Genomic DNA, 18,544 nt, shown 5'->3' on the forward strand with positions numbered 1-18,544 from the left:
ACCTCAGCCGCGCAGCTTGACGTTGATCTGCTTCGTCTGGGTAAACCCGGCCAGCATGCCTTCCAGCGACACCTCGCGGCCAATGCCGCTTTGCTTGTAGCCGCCGTAGGACTGGCCCACCACCTGGCCGCCGCCCTGATTAACCTGCACCCAGCCGGCCTCGACCCGGTGCGCGGTGTTCAGCGCGTTGTCCAGGTTGTGCGACCAGACGTAGGCGGCCAGTCCGTAGTGCGACTCGTTGGCCATGCGGATGACGTCCTCAGTGTCCCGCCACGGAATGGCGACCAGCACCGGGCCGAAAATTTCCTCCTGGGCCAGGCGGAAATCGTTGCGTCCGCCGCCGAAGACCGTGGGCAGGTGGAAGTAGCCCTCGGAAAGCGGGCCCTCGTCCGGAACGGAGCCGCCCAGAATGGTGGCCATGGAACTGCGGCCTTCCTCCAGGTAGCCGCTGATCGAGGAGAACTGGCTGTTGTTAATGACGGCACCCATGTCGGTGGCCTCATCCAGCGGATCCCCCACGGTCAGCGCGCCGAGTTTGGCCGACAGCCGTTCCAGGACCTCGTCGTAAATGTCTTCATGCAGGAACAGACGGGATCCGGCGGTGCAGCTCTGGCCCTGGCGGGTGAACCGGGAGGCGAGCAGCAGCCCGTCGATCAGGTCCTCGTCCACGGCATCCGGAAAAACGATGGAGGGGTTTTTGCCGCCCAGCTCCAGGGAGACATGGGCGAGCCGCTCCCCTGCGGTGCGGGCGACGCCGCGGCCCACTTCGGTGGATCCGGTGAAGGACACCTTGTCGACACCGGGGTGCTCGGCCAGCGCAGCACCGATGATGCTCCCCCGCCCGGTCAGGGCGTTGACCGTGCCCGGAGGCAGGTGCCGGGCACAGATTTCGGCCAGCAGCAGGATGGTCAGCGGCGCGTCGTCGGCCGCCTTCAGAATCACTGTGTTGCCCGCCGCCAGGGCTGCCGGGAGCTTGAATCCCGCAATCATCAGCGGGGAATTCCACGGCAGGATGCAGGCGACGACGCCGAGCGGCTCCAGCCGCGTGTACTGCAGCTGGCCCTCACCGGCGGGCAGCGTTACACCCTTGACTTCACCTGCGATGCCGGCGAAGTAGCGGAACAAGGCGACCAGGGTGGTCACTTCCGGGCGGGCCTGGGTGCGAAGGGCGTTGCCGGTATCCAGGGCGGTGAGCCGCGAAAAGTCCTCGGCCCGGGCCTCAATGTCATCGGCGATGAGGGACAGCGCCCGGGAACGGACGGTGAAATGGGCGCTGCGCCAGCCCGGGAAGGCTTCCCGGGCAGCGGCGACAGCGCGGTCCACGTCTTCGGGACCGGCCGCCGGCACCCGGGCGATGACGGTTTCCCGTCGGGCCGGATTCAGCACCTCACGCCACTGCCCGGAGGCGGCTTCGACCGGTGCGCCGCCGATCCACATCGGCTGGTCGAAGCCGGACAGGAACGAGCTGTAGTCGGAGCTGTCCGAGGTGCCGGCGGTGCTGCGTCCGGAGTCCGACGGAAGGTTGAGCTGGGTCATGATGCCTCGTTTTCTCGGGTCGTGCTGGGCCGGTGGTGCTGGGCGGGTAGTGCTGAGCTGGTCGTGCCGGGCTTCTCGTGCCGGGCTTCTCGTGCTGGAACGGATGCTCCTCAGCGGTGCTGGAAATCCGGTTTCCGCTTCTCGATGAAGGCCGCCATGCCTTCCTTCTGGTCTTCCAGGCCGAAGACCGAATGGAACACCCGCCGCTCGAGCCGGATGCCCGAATCCAGGGTGGTCTCAAACGCAGCGTTGACCAGTTCCTTGCCGAGCATGGCGACGGGAGCCGACATCGACGCAATGGTCTCGGCGGTGGAACGGGCGTCGTCGAGCAGCTCGGCGGCGGGCACCACACGGGCCACCATTCCGGACCGCTCGGCCTCGTCGGCGCCGATGGTCCGGCCGGTGAGGATCATTTCCATGGCCTTGGCCTTGCCCACTGCGCGGGTCAGGCGCTGCGAGCCGCCAATCCCGGGGATGACGCCCAGCTTGATTTCGGGCTGGCCAAACGTGGCGGTGTCAGCGGCGATGATGAAGTCGCACAGCAGTGCCAGTTCGCAGCCGCCTCCGAGGGCATGGCCGGCGACGGCGGCAATCACCGGGGTGCGGACGGCGGCAAGGGTGTCCCAGCCGCGGAACCAGTTCCCCAGGTACATGTCCATGTAGCTTTTTTCGGACATTTCCTTGATGTCGGCGCCGGCAGCGAAGGCCCGCTCGGATCCGGTGATGATGATGGCGCCGATGCCCGGGTCATCGTCGAGCTCCGTCGCCGCCGAGACCACATCCTGCATCAGCCCGTAGTTCAGGGCGTTCAGGGCCTTGGGTCGGTTCAGGGTAATGATGCCAACCCGCCCGTTGCGCTCCAGGAGGATGTTCTCGTACTCGCTCATACTGCTCCGCTCTGTTCCGCCGGCGACTGTCCGGCCGCCGGTGTGTGCTGGTTCACTTCAGTATTGCTTTCCGCGCCGGATGAAGCGGCACGGATGACGTTGATGACGGCGGAAAAGTCCTGCCCACCGCCACCGGACGCCGCAAGATCCCGGTAGATTTCTCCGGCCCGCCGGCCCAGTTCGGCGCGCACTCCGGTGGAATCCAACGCGTCGGCGGCCAGACCCAGGTCCTTGGCCATCAGGGCCGCGGCGAATCCGGGCTGGTAATCCCGGTTCGCGGGGCTGGCCGGCACCGGGCCGGGAACCGGGCAGTTGGTGGTCAGCGCCCAGCACTGGCCGGAGGCGGCCGACGCGACGTCGAACAGCGCCTCATGCGTCAGACCAAGTTCCTCCCCGAGGACAAAGGCCTCGCTGACGGCAATCATTGACACACCCAGGATCATGTTGTTGCAGATTTTTGCCGCCTGGCCGGCTCCGGGATCGCCGCAGTGCACGACGCGACCGCCCATGACATTGAGCAGGGGAAGGGCTGCAGCGAAGTCGGCTGCCGCTCCGCCGACCATGAAGGTCAGGGTTCCCGCCTCGGCGCCGACCACTCCGCCGGATACCGGGGCGTCCAGGCCGCGGTGGCCCATTTCCAGCATCAGGGCGTGGGCGGTGTGGGCATCATCCACTGAAATCGTGGAGCACTCCAGGAACAGGGCGTCGGCGGGGGCCGCTGCGAGCAGGCCCAGGCTGTCGCCGTCGCCGGACAGCGCGTTGAGCACATGCTGACCGGTGGGCAGCATCGTGATGACGACGTCGGCACCGGCCGCTGCCTGATCAGCCGTGGCTGCCATTCGGATACCGTTCGCGACGGCGCGTTCCGCTGCGGCAGGCACCGGGTCGTAGCCGGTGACCGGGTAGCCAGCGGTTACCAGGTTGGCGGCCATGGGACCGCCCATGTTGCCCAGCCCGATGAATCCGATCCGGGTCTCGTGTTCTCCGGTCATTTCTGCTCCGAACTGGCAGTGAAGAGGCTCCCCTGGCCGGCCAGCGGCTCAAAGTAGGCATCCACGTCGGCCTGCCGAACCTCCTGCAGAGTGGCGGGCTGCCAGCGCGGCTCGCGGTCCTTGTCAATGACCTGCGCGCGGACGCCCTCGGCGAAGTCAGGCGCGGCAAGCGCATGAAGGGACACCCGGTACTCCTGCTCCAGTACGCTGGCCAGGTCGGGAAGCTCCCGTGCCCGGCGCAGCGACTGCAGCGTCACCTTCAGCGCGGACGGGGACTTGGCGAGGACGACGGCGGCGGCACGATTCGCGGCCTCATCCTCCGAACGGAGCAGGGCATCCACGATGGTCTCGACGTCGTCGTGCCCGTAGCAGGCGTCTATCCACTGCTGCTCGGCGGCGAGCGGTGCTTCCGGTGCCTGCTGTGCGAAATCCTGCAGGACCTCCTCGGCCGGCTTTTCCGCGAGCGCGGCCGTCAGGTCCTCCAGCCGGCTGCTGTCCATGTAGATGTCGGCCAGCCCCAGGAGCAGGGCATCCGGGCCGGTCATGGTCGCTGCGGTGAGGGCTGCATGAGTGCCCAGCTCACCGGGCGCACGGGACAGCAGATAGGTGCCGCCGACGTCGGGAACAAAGCCGATGCCCGTTTCGGGCATGCCCACCTTGGTGCGCTCGGTGACCACCCGGTAACGGCCGTGGGCGGAGACGCCGACGCCGCCGCCCAGGACGATCCCGTCCATCAGCGCCACATAGGGTTTGGGATAGTTGCTGATCCGCGCGTTGAGTTCGTACTCCTCGGCCCAGAACCGGGCCGATTCCGCTCCGCCGTTGCCCGCGTCCCGGTAGATGGCCACGATGTCTCCCCCGGCACACAGTCCGCGCTCCCCCGCGCCCGACAGCAGGACGGTGGCCACGCCGTCGTCGTGCTCCCATTCGTCCAGCGCGCTGCGGATCAGGGAGACCATGGTGGCGGTCAGCGCGTTGATGGCCCGGGGCCGGTTCAGGATAATCCGGCCCAGGTGTCCGCTGCGTTCGATGCGGACCTCCGGCTCGGCAATTTCAGTGGGTACGGGGGTTTCGGTCATTTCAGGCCTCCGCCAGCGTCCGGCCAACAATTAGCTGCATGATTTCGTTGGAGCCTTCCAGTATTTGATGGACCCGCAGGTCCCGGACAATCTTTTCCAGGCCGTATTCCGAGAGGTAGCCGTAGCCGCCGTGCAGCTGCAGCGCGTCATTGGCCACAGCGAACGCATTGTCGGTTGCCACCCGCTTGGCAATGGCGCAAAGCGTAACGACGTCGGGAGCGCCGCGGTCCAGCGCATCAGCGGCGCGCCACAGCATGGTGCGTGCGGTTTGGAGCTTCATTTCCATGTCCGCCAGCCGGAACAGCAGCGAGGACTGCTCGATTAGCGGCTTGCCGAAGGCACTGCGTTCCTTCAGGTACGCCACGGTCTTGTCCAGGGCTGTCTGCGCCCCGCCCAGGGAGCAGGCCCCCATGTTCAGGCGCCCGCCGTTCAGTCCCTTCATCGCGATGCCAAACCCGGCTCCCTCCTCGCCCAGCCGGTTGGCCACGGGAACCCGCAGGTCGGTGAAGATCACCTGGCCGGTGGGTTGCGCGTTCCAGCCCATTTTGCGTTCCGCGGGGCCGAAGGACAGGCCCGGGGTGTCGGCCGGAACAACTATGGCGCTGATGCCGCGAGGGCCGGTGCCGCTGGTGCGCGCCATTACGATGTAGTAGCTGGAGGCACCGGCTCCCGAGATGAACTGTTTGACGCCGTTGAGCACGTAGTGGTCGCCGTCGCGTTCCGCCCGGGTGGTCAGGGCCGCTGCATCGGAGCCCGCCCCCGGTTCCGTCAGGCAGTAGCTGCCCAGCGCCTGCATGGACGCGAGCTCCGGAACCCAGCGGGCGCGCTGTTCATCGTTGCCAAAGGTGTCGATCATCCAGGCCACCATGTTGTGGATGGAGATGTAGGCGGCAATGGAGGGATCAGCTTTGGAAAGCTCCTCGAAAATCACCACCGCATCGGTCCGTGAAAGACCCGATCCGCCGTGCTCCTCGGAGGCATAAATTCCACCCATGCCGAGCTCTCCGGCCTGGGCAAGGACGTCGACGGGAAAGTGCTTGGTCTCATCCCATTTGGCGGCGTTGGGGGCGAGGGCATCCGCGGCAAAATTCCGCACCATGTCCCTGATTGCCTGTTGATCCGCTGTGAGTTCGAACATGCCCTGCCCTTCATTGGTACCGTGGACGCCCAATTTACTTGGACTACCTAGTAATTACTAGGGGCATGTTCGGAGAGATTTTATTCCCTCCGGGTCACGGGGCTTCACTGCTCTTCACGCGGCGCCACATTCTTTGCCGGGCTCCGGCCGGGGCACTAGCGTTGATGGACTGCAGGCGCCTTCCACTTCCGCCTGCTGCGCCGCACCTTTCGTGCCCCACTTCTTCTCCCACCCCGGAAGGGGAATACTGCCATGCTTATTTCCGGCCTGTTCATCGGCATTGCCCTGGGCTTTGTGATGCAGCGCGGACGCTTTTGCGTCACCGGCGCCTTCCGCGACATCTGGGTCACGCGCAACACCCGCTGGCTGACCGCCTTCATGGTGGTCGTTGCAGTGCAGAGCATCGGCGTGTTCGCCCTCGATGCCGCCGGCGTCATCTCACTGGATTCCGGGCCCTTCCCGTGGCTTGCCACCATTGTGGGCGGCTTCATCTTCGGTTACGCCATCGTGCTGGCCGGGGGCTGCGCAACGGGTACGTATTACCGTGCCGGCGAAGGCCTGGTGGGCAGCTGGCTGGCCCTGATCACGTATGCCCTGTTTGCCGCCGTGATGAAGACGGGCCCGCTGGCGGGATTCACGACCTCGATGCGGTCGGTCACCGTGGAGCAGAGCAACTTCTATTCCGTGCTGAATGTCTCCCCCTGGGTCTTGGTGGCCCTTCTCACGGGCGCCGTCGCCCTGGCCGTCCGCCATCACTTGAAAAAGCCGAAGTTCAAGATGGCAACCCCGCCGGCGTCGAAGAGTGGTCTGGCACATCTGCTGTTCGAGAAGCCGTGGAATGCCTTCGCTACGGCACTGGTCATCGGGTTGATCGCCATCGCCGCCTGGCCGCTGAGCTGGGCCACCGGCCGCGAAGCAGGCCTGGGCATCACCACTCCGTCCTCGAACCTGGTCAATTACCTCGTGACCGGCGACCCCGAACTGGTGGACTGGGGTGTCTTCCTGGTTCTCGGAATCCTGGTGGGCTCCTTCATCGCGGCCAAGGGCAGCGGTGAATTCCGGATCCGCGTTCCGGACGCCAACACCGTGCTCAAGAGCCTGGGCGGCGGCGCAATGATGGGTGTCGGCGCTGCACTGGCCGGCGGCTGCACCATCGGCAACGCGATGGTCGAGACCGCACAGTTCAGCTTCCAGGGCTGGACGGCCCTGGTCTGCATGATCCTGGGCACCGGCCTTGCTGCACGGCTCACCATCATGAAGCGCCGGCCCGCGGCCAATCGAACACCTTCTCCCGTTCCAACCACCGTTTCCTCCTGAAAGGAAGAACATCAACATGGCACAAGTAACCCTCGAAACCAACGGTCAGGTCTGCCCCTTTCCCCTGGTCGAAGCCAAGGACGCAATGACCACCCTGGCCACCGGCGATGAGCTGGTCATCCACTTTGACTGCACGCAGGCCACTGACGCCATCCCGCGTTGGGCAGCCGAAAGCGGCTACCCGGTCACCGACTTCTCCAAGATCGGCCCGGCGAAGTGGTCCATCACGGTGCAGAAGGCCTAAGGACCGCCAAAACGCACTCCGGCAGATCTTTTCCGGCGCCACCCGGTGCGGCAGATGTGGGCCAACAGGTCCGCAGCCGCACCGGGTGCTGCACAGCGGGAAGCATTCAACTCCGGGGGTGCAGTGTCAGTTCTTCCATTTCCATCGCCGTCAGCCCGCGAGTCCCGCAGCCTCCCTCGGTGACCTGCCGCGGCGCACCGCACGTCGTTTTCCGGACGGCACCCCCGTAGTGGACGGCGACACCCGCCTCACCTTCGGCGAATTCGAACAGGCTGTCGCCGCAGCTGCCTCGGCGCTCTCCACTCACGGCGTCTCCCCCGGCGACCGACTGGCCCTGCCAGCGGCTGCCTGCCACAGGTGCATCGCCGCATAGGAACGCCACGGAGCCCAGTCCGCGGCACGGGCGGCCAGCGCGCGGTGGGCCGCTGCCTTCGACCCGCCCGCATCGAGCAAGCCGGTGGCTTTCGCACCGGCGATGAGGGCAACGTCCCCCACCAGCCACGCGTCGGGATCTCCGAGTACCCGCATGGCGATGTAGGCGGCAGTCCAGGGGCCGATTCCCGGACGGGACACCAGTTGGGCACGCAGAACTTCCGGATCGGCCCCCACCTGCACGTCCAGCTCTCCGGCTGCCAGGGCACGCGTCGCTGCGAGGACGGCGCGAATGGAAAGCCCGGGAAGCCGCAGCGGACGGTCCGGGTCAAGGTCCGCTCCGGGAACAGGCTCGGGCACCGCTGCCGCAATTTCCGCCGGCGCAGGGAACAGCCGGATCAGGCCCGGAATCGCAGAGCTGTAGGACGATCCGGCCAATGCCGTAAGCCGGCTGAGGTGGGTGCGGGCGGCGGCGATCGAGATTTGCTGGCCGACGAGCGCCCGCACGACGAGCTCCTGCGGATCCACAGCCCCGGGGACTCTGATGCCCGGGGTGCTGGCAACCAGCGCGGCAAGCGCGGGGTCCCCCGCCAGTGCGGCGTCGACGGCGGCCGGGTCTGCGTCGAGGTCCAGCAAACGGCGCACCCGGGCCACCGCGGGTACGACGTCGGCGGGCGATGTGAGCTCCAGGCGCACCCGCAGCCTCCAGCCGGCAGCGGATGTCTTTATTGCGATGAGGTCAATGGCTCCGGGGCCCTGCGGAAGCGCGAGTGTCCGGGCATACCGCAACTGCCTGGGGTCCGTGAGGTCGGCCGTCTCCACCCCCTGAACCGCGCGCACCGCAAGGAACCGGAAAATCCCCGGCGCGTCAAACGGCTGGCGCACCGGCAGATCCAGGTCGAGGTGCACACGTTCACGAGGGCCGGCGTCCGGCTCCGGCCGGGTGCCCGGCGCCTGCTGGGTGCCCGCCTCCTGTGGGGTGCCCGGCTCCTGCCGGGTGCCCGGCGCCGTTCTGCCGGAACGGCGGAACCGGGTGCGCAGCTCACCCGGCCGTGCAGCAAACACGTTCTGCACGGTCTCATTAAACTGCCGCACCGAACCGAAGCCCGCTGTGAACGCCACCTGTGACATCGGCAGTTCGCTGTCCACCAGCAGCGATCGGGCTGTTTGGGCCCGCCCCGCACGGGCCAGCGCCAGCGGTCCGGCACCAAGCTCCGCCACCAACAGCCGGTGGATGTGCCGGGGTGTGCAGCCAAGGCGTGCAGCCAAGCCGGGAACGCCTTCCCGGTCCACGACGCCGTCTGTTATCAGACGCATGGCCCTGCCGGCCGCGTCGCGTCGGAGGTTCCACTCCGGAGAACCCGGAGCCGCGTCCGGCAGGCACCGCTTGCAGGCCCGGAACCCGGCCCCGTGCGCCGCCGCGGAGGTCAGATAGAACGTGACGTTTTCCGGTTTCGGAGTGCGCGCCGGGCACGAGGGCCTGCAATAGATGCCCGTGGAGGACACGGCGGTGAAGAACTGGCCGTCGAAGCGGGTATCGCGCGCAGCGATGGCGCGGTAACACTCGGCGAAGAGCGGATCGCCCGGGGTGCATGCTGGTCCGCCGAACGAGTCTGGTCCGGAACGCTTCGGCCTCAAGTCGGTGATCACAGCTCCAGTACAGCATCCCCGGGCCAACATAACCGGCGGTTTTCGGACGTCACCCGTTTCCGCTTCCCCCGGTGATGCTCCGCCCCGTACGTGAACTCTCGCGGCAGGGCAGGTCGGCCCTCGCCGATTTGCCGACTAAGGTAAGTGATCTGCATTACATCCGCTACCTCTAGGAGAACCCATGGCAGACGCAGCACGGCTATTTGACGGGCACCGCATCGTGTTCGCAGGCGACAGCGTCACCGACTGCGACCGGCTGGCTGGTGTCGGCGGAGGGCTGGGTGACGGCTATGTCCGCCTGCTGGCCGAGAGTGCCTCCCTGGCCGGAGCCGCCGTCGTCAACCGGGGTGTCGGAGGAGACCGCATCGAGGATCTCGCCCGGCGCTGGGATGCCGAGGTACTGGCTGAAACTCCGCAGGTGGTGTCGGTCATGATCGGCATTAACGACACCTGGCGCCGCTACGATGCCGGCCAGAAGACAGATGAGGCGACTTTCCTGGCCAGGTACCGGGCTTTGCTGGAGCGGCTGGCGCCTGACGCCGTCGTCGTCCTCATGGAGCCGTTCCTGCTGCCGGTGACTGCTGAACAGCAGACCTGGCGGCAGGATCTGGATCCCAAGATCGCGGCCGTCCGGCGTCTGGCCAAGGAGTTCGGGGCAGTCCTCGTCCGGACGGACGAGGTCCTGAACTCGCTTGTTGCAGCGGGTGCCGCACCCGAATCCCTGGCCGACGACGGCGTCCATCCCACGGCACAGGGCCATGCGGCCATCGCTGAAGCATGGCTGGATGCGGTGTGCGTCAAACTCTAGAAACCGCCGGCTGTGCAGGTCCGCCGTTTTCACTTTTCCGTTCCGTTCCAGCCCTGAGGATCTCATGAACATCGCGTTTCCGTTGGCCGGACGGACCGCCGTCATCACGGGCGTTAGCCGCCGGCAGGGCATCGGCTTTGCCGTCGCCTCCCGACTGGCACAGATGGGTGCAAACCTGTTCCTGGCACACTATTCCCCGCACGATGTTGAGCAGCCCTGGGGTGCCGACCCGATTGCCGACGTCGTCGGCGCCCTGCGTTCCCAGCTGACGGACGGTGCGCGGCTGGCTCACGAGAGCATCGATTTGGCGGAGGCCGACAGAGCCGGGCAGCTGATCGAAAAGGCTGTGTCCGAGCTGGGACATCTGGACATTCTGATCTGCAACCATGCCCGCAGCGGCAGCGATGGACCGCTGGAGGATACGACCGCGGAGAAGCTGGATGGCCATTGGCAGGTCAATGCCCGCTCAACACTTCTGGCCACGCGCGCTTTCGCCGAGCAGCACGACGGACGGGTCGGCGGCCGAGTCATCTGGATGACCTCCGGGCAGGTCAACGGCGGTGTGATGGAAAACGAAATTGCCTATGCCACGTCGAAGGCCGCCCTTGCCGGGATCACGCCGTCAGTGGCAGCGGATCTTGTCCGCCGCGGCATCATCCTGAATACCGTGAACCCGGGTCCGGTGAATACCGGCTATCTGGATATTGATACTGCCGACCGTCCGCCTGAAGTTCTCCAAGAGGTGCTTTCCCGCTTTCCGGGCGGCCGATTCGGAGAGCCCGACGATCCTGCCCGCCTGATCGCCTGGCTGGTGAGTGACGAGGGCCGCTGGATGATCGGACAGGTGCTGAGCACCGATGGCGGGTTCCGCTGAGCCGGCGGGCTGACTGAGGCGGGCAGAGGCGGCGGGCAGGAGATTCCGCTGATCGCAACGGCGGCGGGGCGGCGAGACTTACAGCTAGAAGGGTGGCGGGTTGTCTCCGTAGTCATCCGGATCACCGGGGATGGACGGAGCTTGGGAGGCCGGATTCGCTGTGCTGTTGATCTGCTCGTCCTGCGGCAGCAAGCTGTCGTCGCCTGTAGTTGTCGATGCCAGGGTGAGGTCCGGTTCGGTCCGGTACCTTCGGCCACTGGGCGAGGTCCACTCAATCACGCCTGGACGAGGCTGTCGGGCTTTCCAGAACCCTGCGGTTTTGAACATGTGATGCCGCCGGCACAAATGCTCCAGATTGTCATGATCAGTCGGCCCGCCCTGAGCCCACGGTTTGGTGTGGTCGATCTCCGAAATCACCGCATTGGTCCGGCAGCCCGGGAACCGGCAGGTCCCGTCCCGCACCCGCAGAACCCGCTTCAGTCCGTCGGGAACCTTCCGCCGTTTCCCCACCCGCAGGACCTCTTCGGTGTCCGGATCCCGTTCCACCGGAGTCCATTTCATGGCCTCGCGTGCCATCCGCCGAGCCGTTACGGGACTGATCGGTCCGTATCCGTTCAGTTCCGCCGGCTGATCATCGGCTCCGAAGAGGGTTTCGGCGTTGATCAGCACCAGGATCTCCGTCCGCGCCCGGGGACCATGTCCAATCCGGCAGGACCCGGACCCCTTGCCGGAACCGGAACCCTCACCTTGGCTGCTGGCCTCTCTGCCGGAGCCGGAACTCTTGCTACGACCCTTGCCCCTCTTTGCTCCCGCGCCTGCGCCACCTGCGTTGCGTCCACCACGGCTACCTTTGCTGCCTTTGCCACGGCCGCCACCACCGTTGCTGCACTCGTCCCCGCATTCATGCTCGTGGCCGCCGAGCAAGTCCGTGAGGATATCCGTGCGCAACTGATCCACCGTGCGCGTGTCCCCGGCGGCCTGCTCACCCCGGGCCGCAACACTGAGCTGAGTGAAGATCGCTTGGGCTTTCTCTGCCGGCAGCAACGCCGAAAGCCAGGACATCCCGTCCGGCTCCGGACGCACCCACACCGTCCGCTGCTCAAACGCCGTCAACTGCCGCTGCACGATGGTTTCCGGATAGTACTGCTCCCGCAGCCGGTGAGCCTTCACCCGGAACTGGGTTCTGGTCTGGCCCGCCGCCAGACCCAGCAGCTCGGCCTCGAATCCGGTCAGCTCGCCCGGCGCCACGCCCACACACTGCTCCACCAGGGTCTCGACGTGACCGTAACTGATGTGCCCGGCCTCCAACGCCTTCAGCGTGGCAGTGTTCCTGGTGCAGAGATCACCGGCCTGACTCATCAACGCCTTTCCCGTACCGGTAGGCACCCCCAGAATAGTTGCTGCTTCCTCCGCGGCGAGGCTGAACGCCAGGCCGGGGTCTAGCTTGCCGGTGACAACGAAGGCCCCGTCCTGATAGATGTCATAAAGCCGTGCCAGGAGCCTGGCCTGCTGGGCCTGCGCCCACCGAATCAACTGATCCACCCGGACAAGTGCGTCACCGGTTTGTTCCCCGGTCAGGGACTCCACATTCTGCAGGACCAAAAACCCGCTAAACCCATCCCGGCAGCCGCCCCGATCCGCGAAGCCAGAAACTCTCCCGCCTTCCACGCCGGGCCCGACCCCCGCCTCGGCAACACCGGCGCCGGCAACATAGACGAACCGGCTGCAGGCTGCAGCCTCATCGCCAGTGCCGGGAGTCCCGGTCGAAGATCCGTTCTGATCCATGTCTAAAGACTGTCACCCGGCACTGACATTTCCGGCTCCACAAGAGCCCCAAAGAGTCCAAAACAGGCCCCAAATGCCTTTTCAATTGACAGCCAAGTACCCTACTTTTGGAGCAGACTACCTAGACCTTTCCGCCGGTTCCGGGTTGAGCTGATCCGGGCGCAGCCGCGGAATCCCGAATCAATATGCCTGGACCCAAAAACATGGCTTCCGGGCAGGCGGGCTTCACAGCTCATCCTGCGCGGAGACCCGTGGCACCGGCTTCGACAATGTCAGCACCGGCGCTGACAGACGTCAGCCGTGGCTCAGGTCGTGACGCGCACCGGGCCGGCAGCAGCGTCAGCAGCATCGCCGGCAGCGTCTGAATCATCCACAATTGCGCCGTAGCGCTCCACTTCGATCTCCTGCAGCGACTTGCCCTGCGTGTCGGGGGAATACAGGACACCCACGATGGCGGCAACAACCAGCAGCACGATCAGGGTCAGGCCCAGCGGAACGAAGCCGACGGTGGCCAGCATGGTCGGGAAGAAAAAGCTGAGCAGACCGGTGGTCGTCCGGGCCGCGAAGAACAGGATGCCCTGCGCACCGGCACGGTAGCGCGTGGCGAACAGCTCACTCGCCCAGAGGCCGTAGAAGGCCTGCGCACCGATACCGGCCGAGATGCCCCACAGAACAACAAAGGCACCGAGCACCAGGGGAATCGGCGGTGCGAAGACCAGCAGCACCCAGGCGATGATGCCCAGAGCGGCTCCAATCCCGTAGAGCAGACGGCGGCTGTAGCGGTCAGCAAGCCGCATGAAGCCGAAGTACGTGGCCAGCACGGTGAAGCTCCACAGAACAACCTGCAGCAGGTTGGCCTGCACACCGTTGAGACCGCCAACAGCTTCATAGATCCGAGGCATGAAGATCCCCATGGCACCGGCCACAGTGTTCCAGAACGCGTACACGCCAAACAGGAACAGCAGGGCCTTGAGGTTGGTTCGGTTGGTGAAGAGTTCAGAATATTTGAGCCGGGACCGCCGGCCGCTGTCCTCATTGCGCTTGGCCTGTGCCTTTTCTTCTGTCCACATCACTGATTCCTTCAGTCCCTGACGGATGTACCAGGTCACGAAGGCCACAACGAACAGGTGGAGGAAGATCAGGCGGCTGCCGAGCAGCCCCAGAGGCCCGACGAGGATGGCAAGAGCGAAGCCGATAACCGGTCCCAGAGACCAGGCCAGCTGGGCCATGCCCACATGGGCGGCACGCTTGTCGGCCGGCGCCTCTTCGGCAATGTAGGTCCACGACGCCGGAACCCCGGCGCCCACAGCAATGCCCGTCATCACGAACGCTGCCAGCAGCATCCAGAAGTTCCCGGCAAACGCGGCGAGAAGGACACCCGCCATGTAGAGCATGAGGTCGTACGTGTAGATGAACTTGCGGCCAAACCTGTCGCAGAGCGGGCCACCGATGGCAGCGCCAAAGGCATTGGCGCTCAGCGCAGCCAGCAATCCGGTGAGGTAGTTGTCGATGCCGAGGTATTCCTGCCAAAGGGACAGGCTCGAAGCAATCGCAATGATCGATCCCGCTTCGATGTAGTTGGACATCGCCACCGAGATGGTGGCCTTCCAACCTTTGGTTTCCTTGCTGCCTATACGCACGCCGTTGTGTCGCCTGATCTTTGCGGTCCCCCGGTATTTCCGACCCGGGCGAAGTCTTTGGAACGTTTCATAAAAACGATTCAATGTTAGACTCGACACAGATTACAACACCCCCGGCGGAAGCTAAAACAGCGTCCGTCATGATTTTGGAGGTTCCCATGCAGCGGGTTTGCTTTACACTTCAGGTCCGTCCCGAATGCATGGACGAGTACCGGAAGCGGCACTCCGAGGTCTGGCCCGAGATGCAACAGGCACTGCGGGAAACCGGCTGGCACAACTACAGCCTCTTCCTGAAGCCGGACGGCATGCTGATCGGCTACTTGGAAACCGAAGACTTTGCCGCCGCCCAAGCCGCCATGGACAAGCGCGAGATCAACGCAACTTGGCAGGCCTCCATGGGAGACCTGTTTGCACCCCTGGACGGCCGGCGCCCCGATGAGGCAATGGTCGCCATCCCAGAGGTTTTCCACCTCGACTAAGCGGCGGGCACGGCCGACGACGACGACGGGGGCTGGCTGGCTTCCTGGCTGGCTGGCCCACGACTGGGCGGCCGAGCCGCCCGGCGCGCCAACCCACCCCAACCCGAGGCTTAACCAGCAGTGGACCGGCTCCCCCGCAAAAGCGGAAGCCGGTCCACGCCCCCGGCCAAACGCCGGGACATGAGTTGTTGCAGGACTAGCCGACGTGCGGAACGGCCGGAACGTCCATGAGGTCCTTCTTGGACAGCCGGATCATGAAGTAGCTGATCGGAGCGGCCAGAAGGATGGCTGCACCGGCCCAGATGAAGGCCGACGAGTAGCCGCTGACCAGGGCTTCCAGCTGTGTGACGGGCAGGCGTTCGGCGCTGTTGCTGAGGTAGTCCGAAACAGCAGCGGTGTAGATCGCGGTGAACAGCGCGGTACCAATGGAACCGCCGATCTGCTGAGTGGCGGAGACAGCGGCACTGGCAACGCCGGCGTCGTGCTCGTCAATGCCCGCCAGCGCAACGTTCTGCAGCGGCACAAAGATCATCGCGAGTCCGAAGCCCAGGAGAACCAGTCCCGGCAGGACCTCCAGGGCGTAGTTGCCTTCAACCGTAATGAAGGACAGCCAGAAGAGGCCGACGGCGCCAACCACCGGACCCAGCGTCATGGGCAGGCGAACGCCGGTGCGGGGCAGGAACTTGGACAGCACGCCGGCGCCGGCCGTGATGGCCAGCGTCATGGGCAGCGATGCCAGGCCGGACTTCAGCGGCGAGTAGCCCAGGACAATCTGGAAGTAGAAGACCAGGAACAGGATGCCGCCCAGCAGTGCGGCACCGGTCAGGGTCGAGACCAGGAACGCTCCGCCGCGGACCCGGTTGGTGAGGACGCGCAGGGGCAGCAGCGGATTGGCCACCTTGGATTCCACGAACACAAAGAGGGCGAGGATGACGACGCCGGCGACGAGGAAACCGATGGTCTCCAGGCGGGCCCAGCCTTCTTCAGCCTGGGCGAATCCGTACACAAGCGAAGCCAGGCCGGCGACCACGAGAATGGCACCGGGCAGGTCGTAGCGCGTATTGCCGTGGGCCTTGCTCTCACGGATCAGCGGCAGGCCTGCGGCAATGGCGACGACGGCGATCGGCACGTTCACGAGCAGGCACCAGTTCCAGGACGCGTACTGCGTCAGGACCCCACCGAGCAGCAGGCCGATTGCGGCTCCACCGCCGCCGATCGCACCGTAGACGGCAAACGCCTTGATGCGGTCCTTGCCCGAGGGGAAGGTGATGGTGAGGATGGCCAGGGAGGCCGGAGCCAGAAGCGCGGCGAAGGCGCCCTGCAGGCCGCGGGCAGCCAGGAGGACCTCGGTGCTTTCGGCAAAGCCACCCAGCGCGGAGGCGACGGCGAAGCCGAGCATGCCCACCATGAAGGTGCGCTTGCGGCCCCAGTAGTCGGCGATGCGGCCACCGAGCAGCAGCAGTGAACCGAAGGCCAGGGCGTAAATGGTGACCACCCAGGTGCGGTCACCGTCGGACATGCCAAGCTCGCGCTGGGCATCCGGCAGGGCGATGTTGACGATGGTCCCGTCGAGGACCACCATCAGCTGGGCCAGCGCCAGGACGGCAAGAAGCATCCATCGGTGCGGATGGGCGGAGTGGTCAACGGCCGGAGGCAGTCCGGCGGTGGTCGTGCGGTCCATGTAGGGGAAATCCTCAATCAAACGAACTAGTTGGTTGGCTTAGCTAGACTACAGGTATGAGAACCGACGGCGAAGCTACCCGGGCCCGAATCCTGGCGGCAGCACGAACAGAGTTTGCCCGCTACGGACTGGCCGGTGCCCGCGTGGACCGGATTGCCGCTGAGGCCCGGGCGAGCAAGGAGCGCCTCTACGCCTATTTCGGTGACAAGCGCTCACTCTTCACCGCGGTGCTGGAGGTCAACATGCAGGAGACGACGGAACGGATTCCCCGTGACGCCCACGACCTGCCCGGCTTTGTCAGCGCCATGTTTGACCACGCGACGGAGAACCCCGACCATCTGCGCATGCTTGACTGGGCGCGATTGGAAAACGAACCCGGGCTGGCTCCCCAAACCCCCTGCGGCCGTCCCGGACCGACCACTGAGGACATCGTCCGTGCCCAGGAGCAGGGAATCATCGACCCGGGCTGGGATCCGGATGACTTGGTCGTCCTGCTCCTGTCGCTCGCGACAGCCTGGGCGCAGTCACCCCAGTCATTGTTCACCGGCGAGCCGGAGGAGGCTTCCGGCTCCCCGCGCCGGCGCGACGCAGCCGTTGCGGCTGCCTGCAGGATCCTGAACCCGAAACCGCACGCCGGATAAAAGGCAACCGGCCGAGCCCTTTCCTGAACGGAGCGCATCGGCCCCCGCGGTCAGGGCTTTTGCAGCAGCTGCAGGCGGCTCACCATCCGGAAGGCGTCCGGCCGCCTGTCCACGGTCAAGCGGAAGTCGTCGATCGACAGCGGCGAGGTGATGGTCATCCGGACATCGGCATCGCAGAGGACATCAACAACGTTGATCAGCCGCTGTTGAGCCTGCGCATCGGTGTCGGCAAAGGATGGAAGATCCAGAACCACCCAGGAGTCGAACTCCCGTGACCATTTCAGGTACTCGATCGTTGAGGTTGGGGTCCCGCACAGCTGGTCGAAGGTGATCCACAGTTCGTTGCCGCGCCGGGCAGCAACCGGAAACTGCCTGCTGCCGACCGTAAGTTCCGAAGCTTCCGCAGCTTGCGGCAATTGGAGACCGGCGGCGCCCGGCCGGGGGTCCTGTCGGAGGTCCGTCCGGAGGTCCGTCCGGAGGTCCGTCCGGAGGTCCGTCCGGAGGTCCGACTTCAGGCTAATCCAGTGTCCGGACCGGAATCCTGAAACGGATTTCCGTGGCCGTCCCCGGTAGTCTTCCGTTCCCTCGAGCCTCAGGACTTCCATGTTGGCCAGAATCAGGTCAATGCCCGGTTCGAACATGTGATGCCATTGCGGATCCGGCAGCAGCGACCGGGGTGCGTAATTGGAACTGGCCAGCAGGACGATGCCGGCGTCGAAAAGCGCACGCAGGAGTTTCGTCAGCAGGGTGGCGTCGGCCGGGTCATGCACATGGAACTCATCGAAGTACAGGAGCTTCAGTCCGGCGGTGAGCTCCCGGACGGCACGCTCGACGGCGTTCGACTCTCCCCTGAGCTCATGGATCCGGCGGTGAAGCTGGTCCAGGAATCCATGGAAATGGACACGGAGTTTCGCCTCGGTGGGAAGGGCCCGGAAATAGGCGTTCAGCAACCAGGACTTGCCGCGGCCTGCGTCGCCCCAGACGTAGAGGCCCTGGACATCCAGGCGCGCGGCACTATCGCCCCGTGTCTTGGAACGTCTTATTCGGGGTGCAAACAGCTCGACGCCGAGGGCCAGGAGCCGGTCCCGGACCACCGCCTGTGCACTGTCCAACGTGAATCCCGCCAATGCGGCAGATTCATCGATAGCTGCTTCAAGCCGGTCCCTCACGTCTGTTCTCCGCGCCACCCCTTGATTATGCCGCCTTGGCGACCGGCCGATTTCCACGGCGGCTGCGGCCGGCGGCGCTGAAACGCCGGCCATTGGCCTCGGCAGGCGGAAATTCTCCGCCCAGCATCCGGAGCATCCCTTTCGTTGGCCAATCGCCCACGCCGGGCAATACTGGAAGCCGGGGTTTCTCCCGTTTCCACGTCCCCCATCCCCGTCCCGCACCCCCGTCCCCCATCCCCGGTCCCCCATCCC

17 protein-coding genes are annotated in these 18,544 nt (G+C 65.7%); 7 read left to right on the forward strand and 10 right to left on the reverse strand.

Features of this window, described 5'->3' with window-relative positions:
* Positions 1 to 3: 3 nt before the first annotated feature.
* The 5 genes from QNO00_RS01720 to QNO00_RS01740 all read right to left on the reverse strand — a co-directional run bounded on the left by QNO00_RS01720 (position 4) and on the right by QNO00_RS01740 (position 5,632).
* A complete protein-coding gene (locus QNO00_RS01720) occupies positions 4 to 1,536 on the reverse strand; it encodes an aldehyde dehydrogenase family protein (RefSeq protein WP_349643460.1) in 1,533 nt (510 codons plus the stop codon).
* Between the two features lie 110 nt (positions 1,537 to 1,646).
* Complete coding sequence (locus tag QNO00_RS01725) at positions 1,647 to 2,423, reverse strand: enoyl-CoA hydratase (RefSeq protein ID WP_229965646.1); 777 nt, start codon at positions 2,421 to 2,423, stop codon at positions 1,647 to 1,649.
* A complete protein-coding gene (gene mmsB, locus QNO00_RS01730; protein ID WP_229965645.1) occupies positions 2,420 to 3,415 on the reverse strand; it encodes a 3-hydroxyisobutyrate dehydrogenase in 996 nt (331 codons plus the stop codon). The genes QNO00_RS01725 and mmsB overlap by 4 nt, the downstream gene beginning before the upstream one ends.
* Positions 3,412 to 4,494 (reverse strand): enoyl-CoA hydratase/isomerase family protein, encoded by a 1,083-nt coding sequence (locus tag QNO00_RS01735; protein WP_284023435.1) that lies wholly within the window; start codon positions 4,492 to 4,494, stop codon positions 3,412 to 3,414. Before QNO00_RS01735 ends, mmsB begins: the two co-directional genes overlap by 4 nt.
* Position 4,495: 1 nt before the next feature.
* Positions 4,496 to 5,632: an acyl-CoA dehydrogenase family protein gene (locus QNO00_RS01740; protein ID WP_229965643.1), complete on the reverse strand. Its 1,137-nt coding sequence runs from the start codon at positions 5,630 to 5,632 to the stop codon at positions 4,496 to 4,498.
* A 252-nt stretch (positions 5,633 to 5,884) separates the two neighbouring features.
* Between QNO00_RS01740 and QNO00_RS01745 the strand changes: the two genes are divergently transcribed.
* From QNO00_RS01745 to QNO00_RS17345, 3 genes are all read left to right on the forward strand, one after another.
* Positions 5,885 to 6,949 (forward strand): YeeE/YedE family protein, encoded by a 1,065-nt coding sequence (locus tag QNO00_RS01745; RefSeq protein ID WP_229965642.1) that lies wholly within the window; start codon positions 5,885 to 5,887, stop codon positions 6,947 to 6,949.
* A 16-nt stretch (positions 6,950 to 6,965) separates the two neighbouring features.
* Positions 6,966 to 7,193 (forward strand): sulfurtransferase TusA family protein, encoded by a 228-nt coding sequence (locus QNO00_RS01750; protein WP_284023436.1) that lies wholly within the window; start codon positions 6,966 to 6,968, stop codon positions 7,191 to 7,193.
* A gap of 118 nt (positions 7,194 to 7,311) precedes the next feature.
* On the forward strand, positions 7,312 to 7,566 hold the full coding sequence (locus tag QNO00_RS17345) for an AMP-binding protein (RefSeq protein ID WP_502862959.1): 255 nt from the start codon (positions 7,312 to 7,314) through the stop codon (positions 7,564 to 7,566).
* Here the strand turns inward: QNO00_RS17345 and QNO00_RS01755 are convergent.
* A complete protein-coding gene (locus tag QNO00_RS01755; RefSeq protein WP_502862961.1) occupies positions 7,497 to 9,245 on the reverse strand; it encodes an AlkA N-terminal domain-containing protein in 1,749 nt (582 codons plus the stop codon). The genes QNO00_RS17345 and QNO00_RS01755 overlap by 70 nt on opposite strands.
* 151 nt (positions 9,246 to 9,396) lie before the next feature.
* Between QNO00_RS01755 and QNO00_RS01760 the strand changes: the two genes are divergently transcribed.
* Both QNO00_RS01760 and QNO00_RS01765 read left to right on the forward strand, forming a co-directional pair.
* Complete coding sequence (locus tag QNO00_RS01760; RefSeq protein ID WP_229965639.1) at positions 9,397 to 10,023, forward strand: SGNH/GDSL hydrolase family protein; 627 nt, start codon at positions 9,397 to 9,399, stop codon at positions 10,021 to 10,023.
* 64 nt (positions 10,024 to 10,087) lie between these two features.
* Positions 10,088 to 10,897, forward strand: coding sequence for an SDR family oxidoreductase (locus tag QNO00_RS01765; protein WP_284023437.1), 810 nt, complete (start codon positions 10,088 to 10,090; stop codon positions 10,895 to 10,897).
* Positions 10,898 to 10,981: 84 nt separating this feature from the next.
* On the opposite strand, the gene QNO00_RS01770 is transcribed toward QNO00_RS01765, so the two are convergent.
* Complete coding sequence (locus QNO00_RS01770) at positions 10,982 to 12,439, reverse strand: HNH endonuclease signature motif containing protein (RefSeq protein WP_284023438.1); 1,458 nt, start codon at positions 12,437 to 12,439, stop codon at positions 10,982 to 10,984.
* A 548-nt stretch (positions 12,440 to 12,987) separates the two neighbouring features.
* Positions 12,988 to 14,322, reverse strand: coding sequence for an MFS transporter (locus tag QNO00_RS01775; RefSeq protein WP_284023439.1), 1,335 nt, complete (start codon positions 14,320 to 14,322; stop codon positions 12,988 to 12,990).
* Between the two features lie 158 nt (positions 14,323 to 14,480).
* Here QNO00_RS01775 and QNO00_RS01780 point away from each other — a divergent pair, with 158 nt between their 5' ends.
* Positions 14,481 to 14,801 carry an L-rhamnose mutarotase gene (locus QNO00_RS01780; protein ID WP_229965790.1) on the forward strand — a complete coding sequence of 107 codons (321 nt, stop codon included), beginning with the start codon at positions 14,481 to 14,483 and terminating at the stop codon, positions 14,799 to 14,801.
* Between the two features lie 196 nt (positions 14,802 to 14,997).
* Here QNO00_RS01780 and QNO00_RS01785 read toward each other — a convergent pair whose 3' ends face one another.
* Complete coding sequence (locus QNO00_RS01785) at positions 14,998 to 16,482, reverse strand: MFS transporter (protein ID WP_229965635.1); 1,485 nt, start codon at positions 16,480 to 16,482, stop codon at positions 14,998 to 15,000.
* A 56-nt stretch (positions 16,483 to 16,538) separates the two neighbouring features.
* Here QNO00_RS01785 and QNO00_RS01790 point away from each other — a divergent pair, with 56 nt between their 5' ends.
* Complete coding sequence (locus tag QNO00_RS01790) at positions 16,539 to 17,123, forward strand: TetR/AcrR family transcriptional regulator (RefSeq protein ID WP_284023440.1); 585 nt, start codon at positions 16,539 to 16,541, stop codon at positions 17,121 to 17,123.
* A 50-nt stretch (positions 17,124 to 17,173) separates the two neighbouring features.
* Here QNO00_RS01790 and zapE read toward each other — a convergent pair whose 3' ends face one another.
* Positions 17,174 to 18,541, reverse strand: coding sequence for a cell division protein ZapE (zapE, locus tag QNO00_RS01795; RefSeq protein ID WP_349643461.1), 1,368 nt, complete (start codon positions 18,539 to 18,541; stop codon positions 17,174 to 17,176).
* Between the last annotated feature and the right edge of the window lie 3 nt (positions 18,542 to 18,544).

It is taken from the genome of Arthrobacter sp. zg-Y1219, assembly GCF_030125545.1.
Classification (GTDB): domain Bacteria; phylum Actinomycetota; class Actinomycetes; order Actinomycetales; family Micrococcaceae; genus Arthrobacter_B.

Coding starts and splice junctions, on each gene's coding strand:
- QNO00_RS01720 (WP_349643460.1), bottom strand. CDS start 1,536: ATGACCCAGCTCAACCTTCCGTCGGACTCCGGACGCAGCACCGCCGGC.
- QNO00_RS01725 (WP_229965646.1), bottom strand. CDS start 2,423: ATGAGCGAGTACGAGAACATCCTCCTGGAGCGCAACGGGCGGGTTGGC.
- mmsB (WP_229965645.1), bottom strand. CDS start 3,415: ATGACCGGAGAACACGAGACCCGGATCGGATTCATCGGGCTGGGCAAC.
- QNO00_RS01735 (WP_284023435.1), bottom strand. CDS start 4,494: ATGACCGAAACCCCCGTACCCACTGAAATTGCCGAGCCGGAGGTCCGC.
- QNO00_RS01740 (WP_229965643.1), bottom strand. CDS start 5,632: ATGTTCGAACTCACAGCGGATCAACAGGCAATCAGGGACATGGTGCGG.
- QNO00_RS01745 (WP_229965642.1), top strand. CDS start 5,885: ATGCTTATTTCCGGCCTGTTCATCGGCATTGCCCTGGGCTTTGTGATG.
- QNO00_RS01750 (WP_284023436.1), top strand. CDS start 6,966: ATGGCACAAGTAACCCTCGAAACCAACGGTCAGGTCTGCCCCTTTCCC.
- QNO00_RS01755 (WP_502862961.1), bottom strand. CDS start 9,245: ATGTTGGCCCGGGGATGCTGTACTGGAGCTGTGATCACCGACTTGAGG.
- QNO00_RS01760 (WP_229965639.1), top strand. CDS start 9,397: ATGGCAGACGCAGCACGGCTATTTGACGGGCACCGCATCGTGTTCGCA.
- QNO00_RS01765 (WP_284023437.1), top strand. CDS start 10,088: ATGAACATCGCGTTTCCGTTGGCCGGACGGACCGCCGTCATCACGGGC.
- QNO00_RS01780 (WP_229965790.1), top strand. CDS start 14,481: ATGCAGCGGGTTTGCTTTACACTTCAGGTCCGTCCCGAATGCATGGAC.
- QNO00_RS01785 (WP_229965635.1), bottom strand. CDS start 16,482: ATGGACCGCACGACCACCGCCGGACTGCCTCCGGCCGTTGACCACTCC.
- QNO00_RS01790 (WP_284023440.1), top strand. CDS start 16,539: ATGAGAACCGACGGCGAAGCTACCCGGGCCCGAATCCTGGCGGCAGCA.
- zapE (WP_349643461.1), bottom strand. CDS start 18,541: ATGGGGGACCGGGGATGGGGGACGGGGGTGCGGGACGGGGATGGGGGA.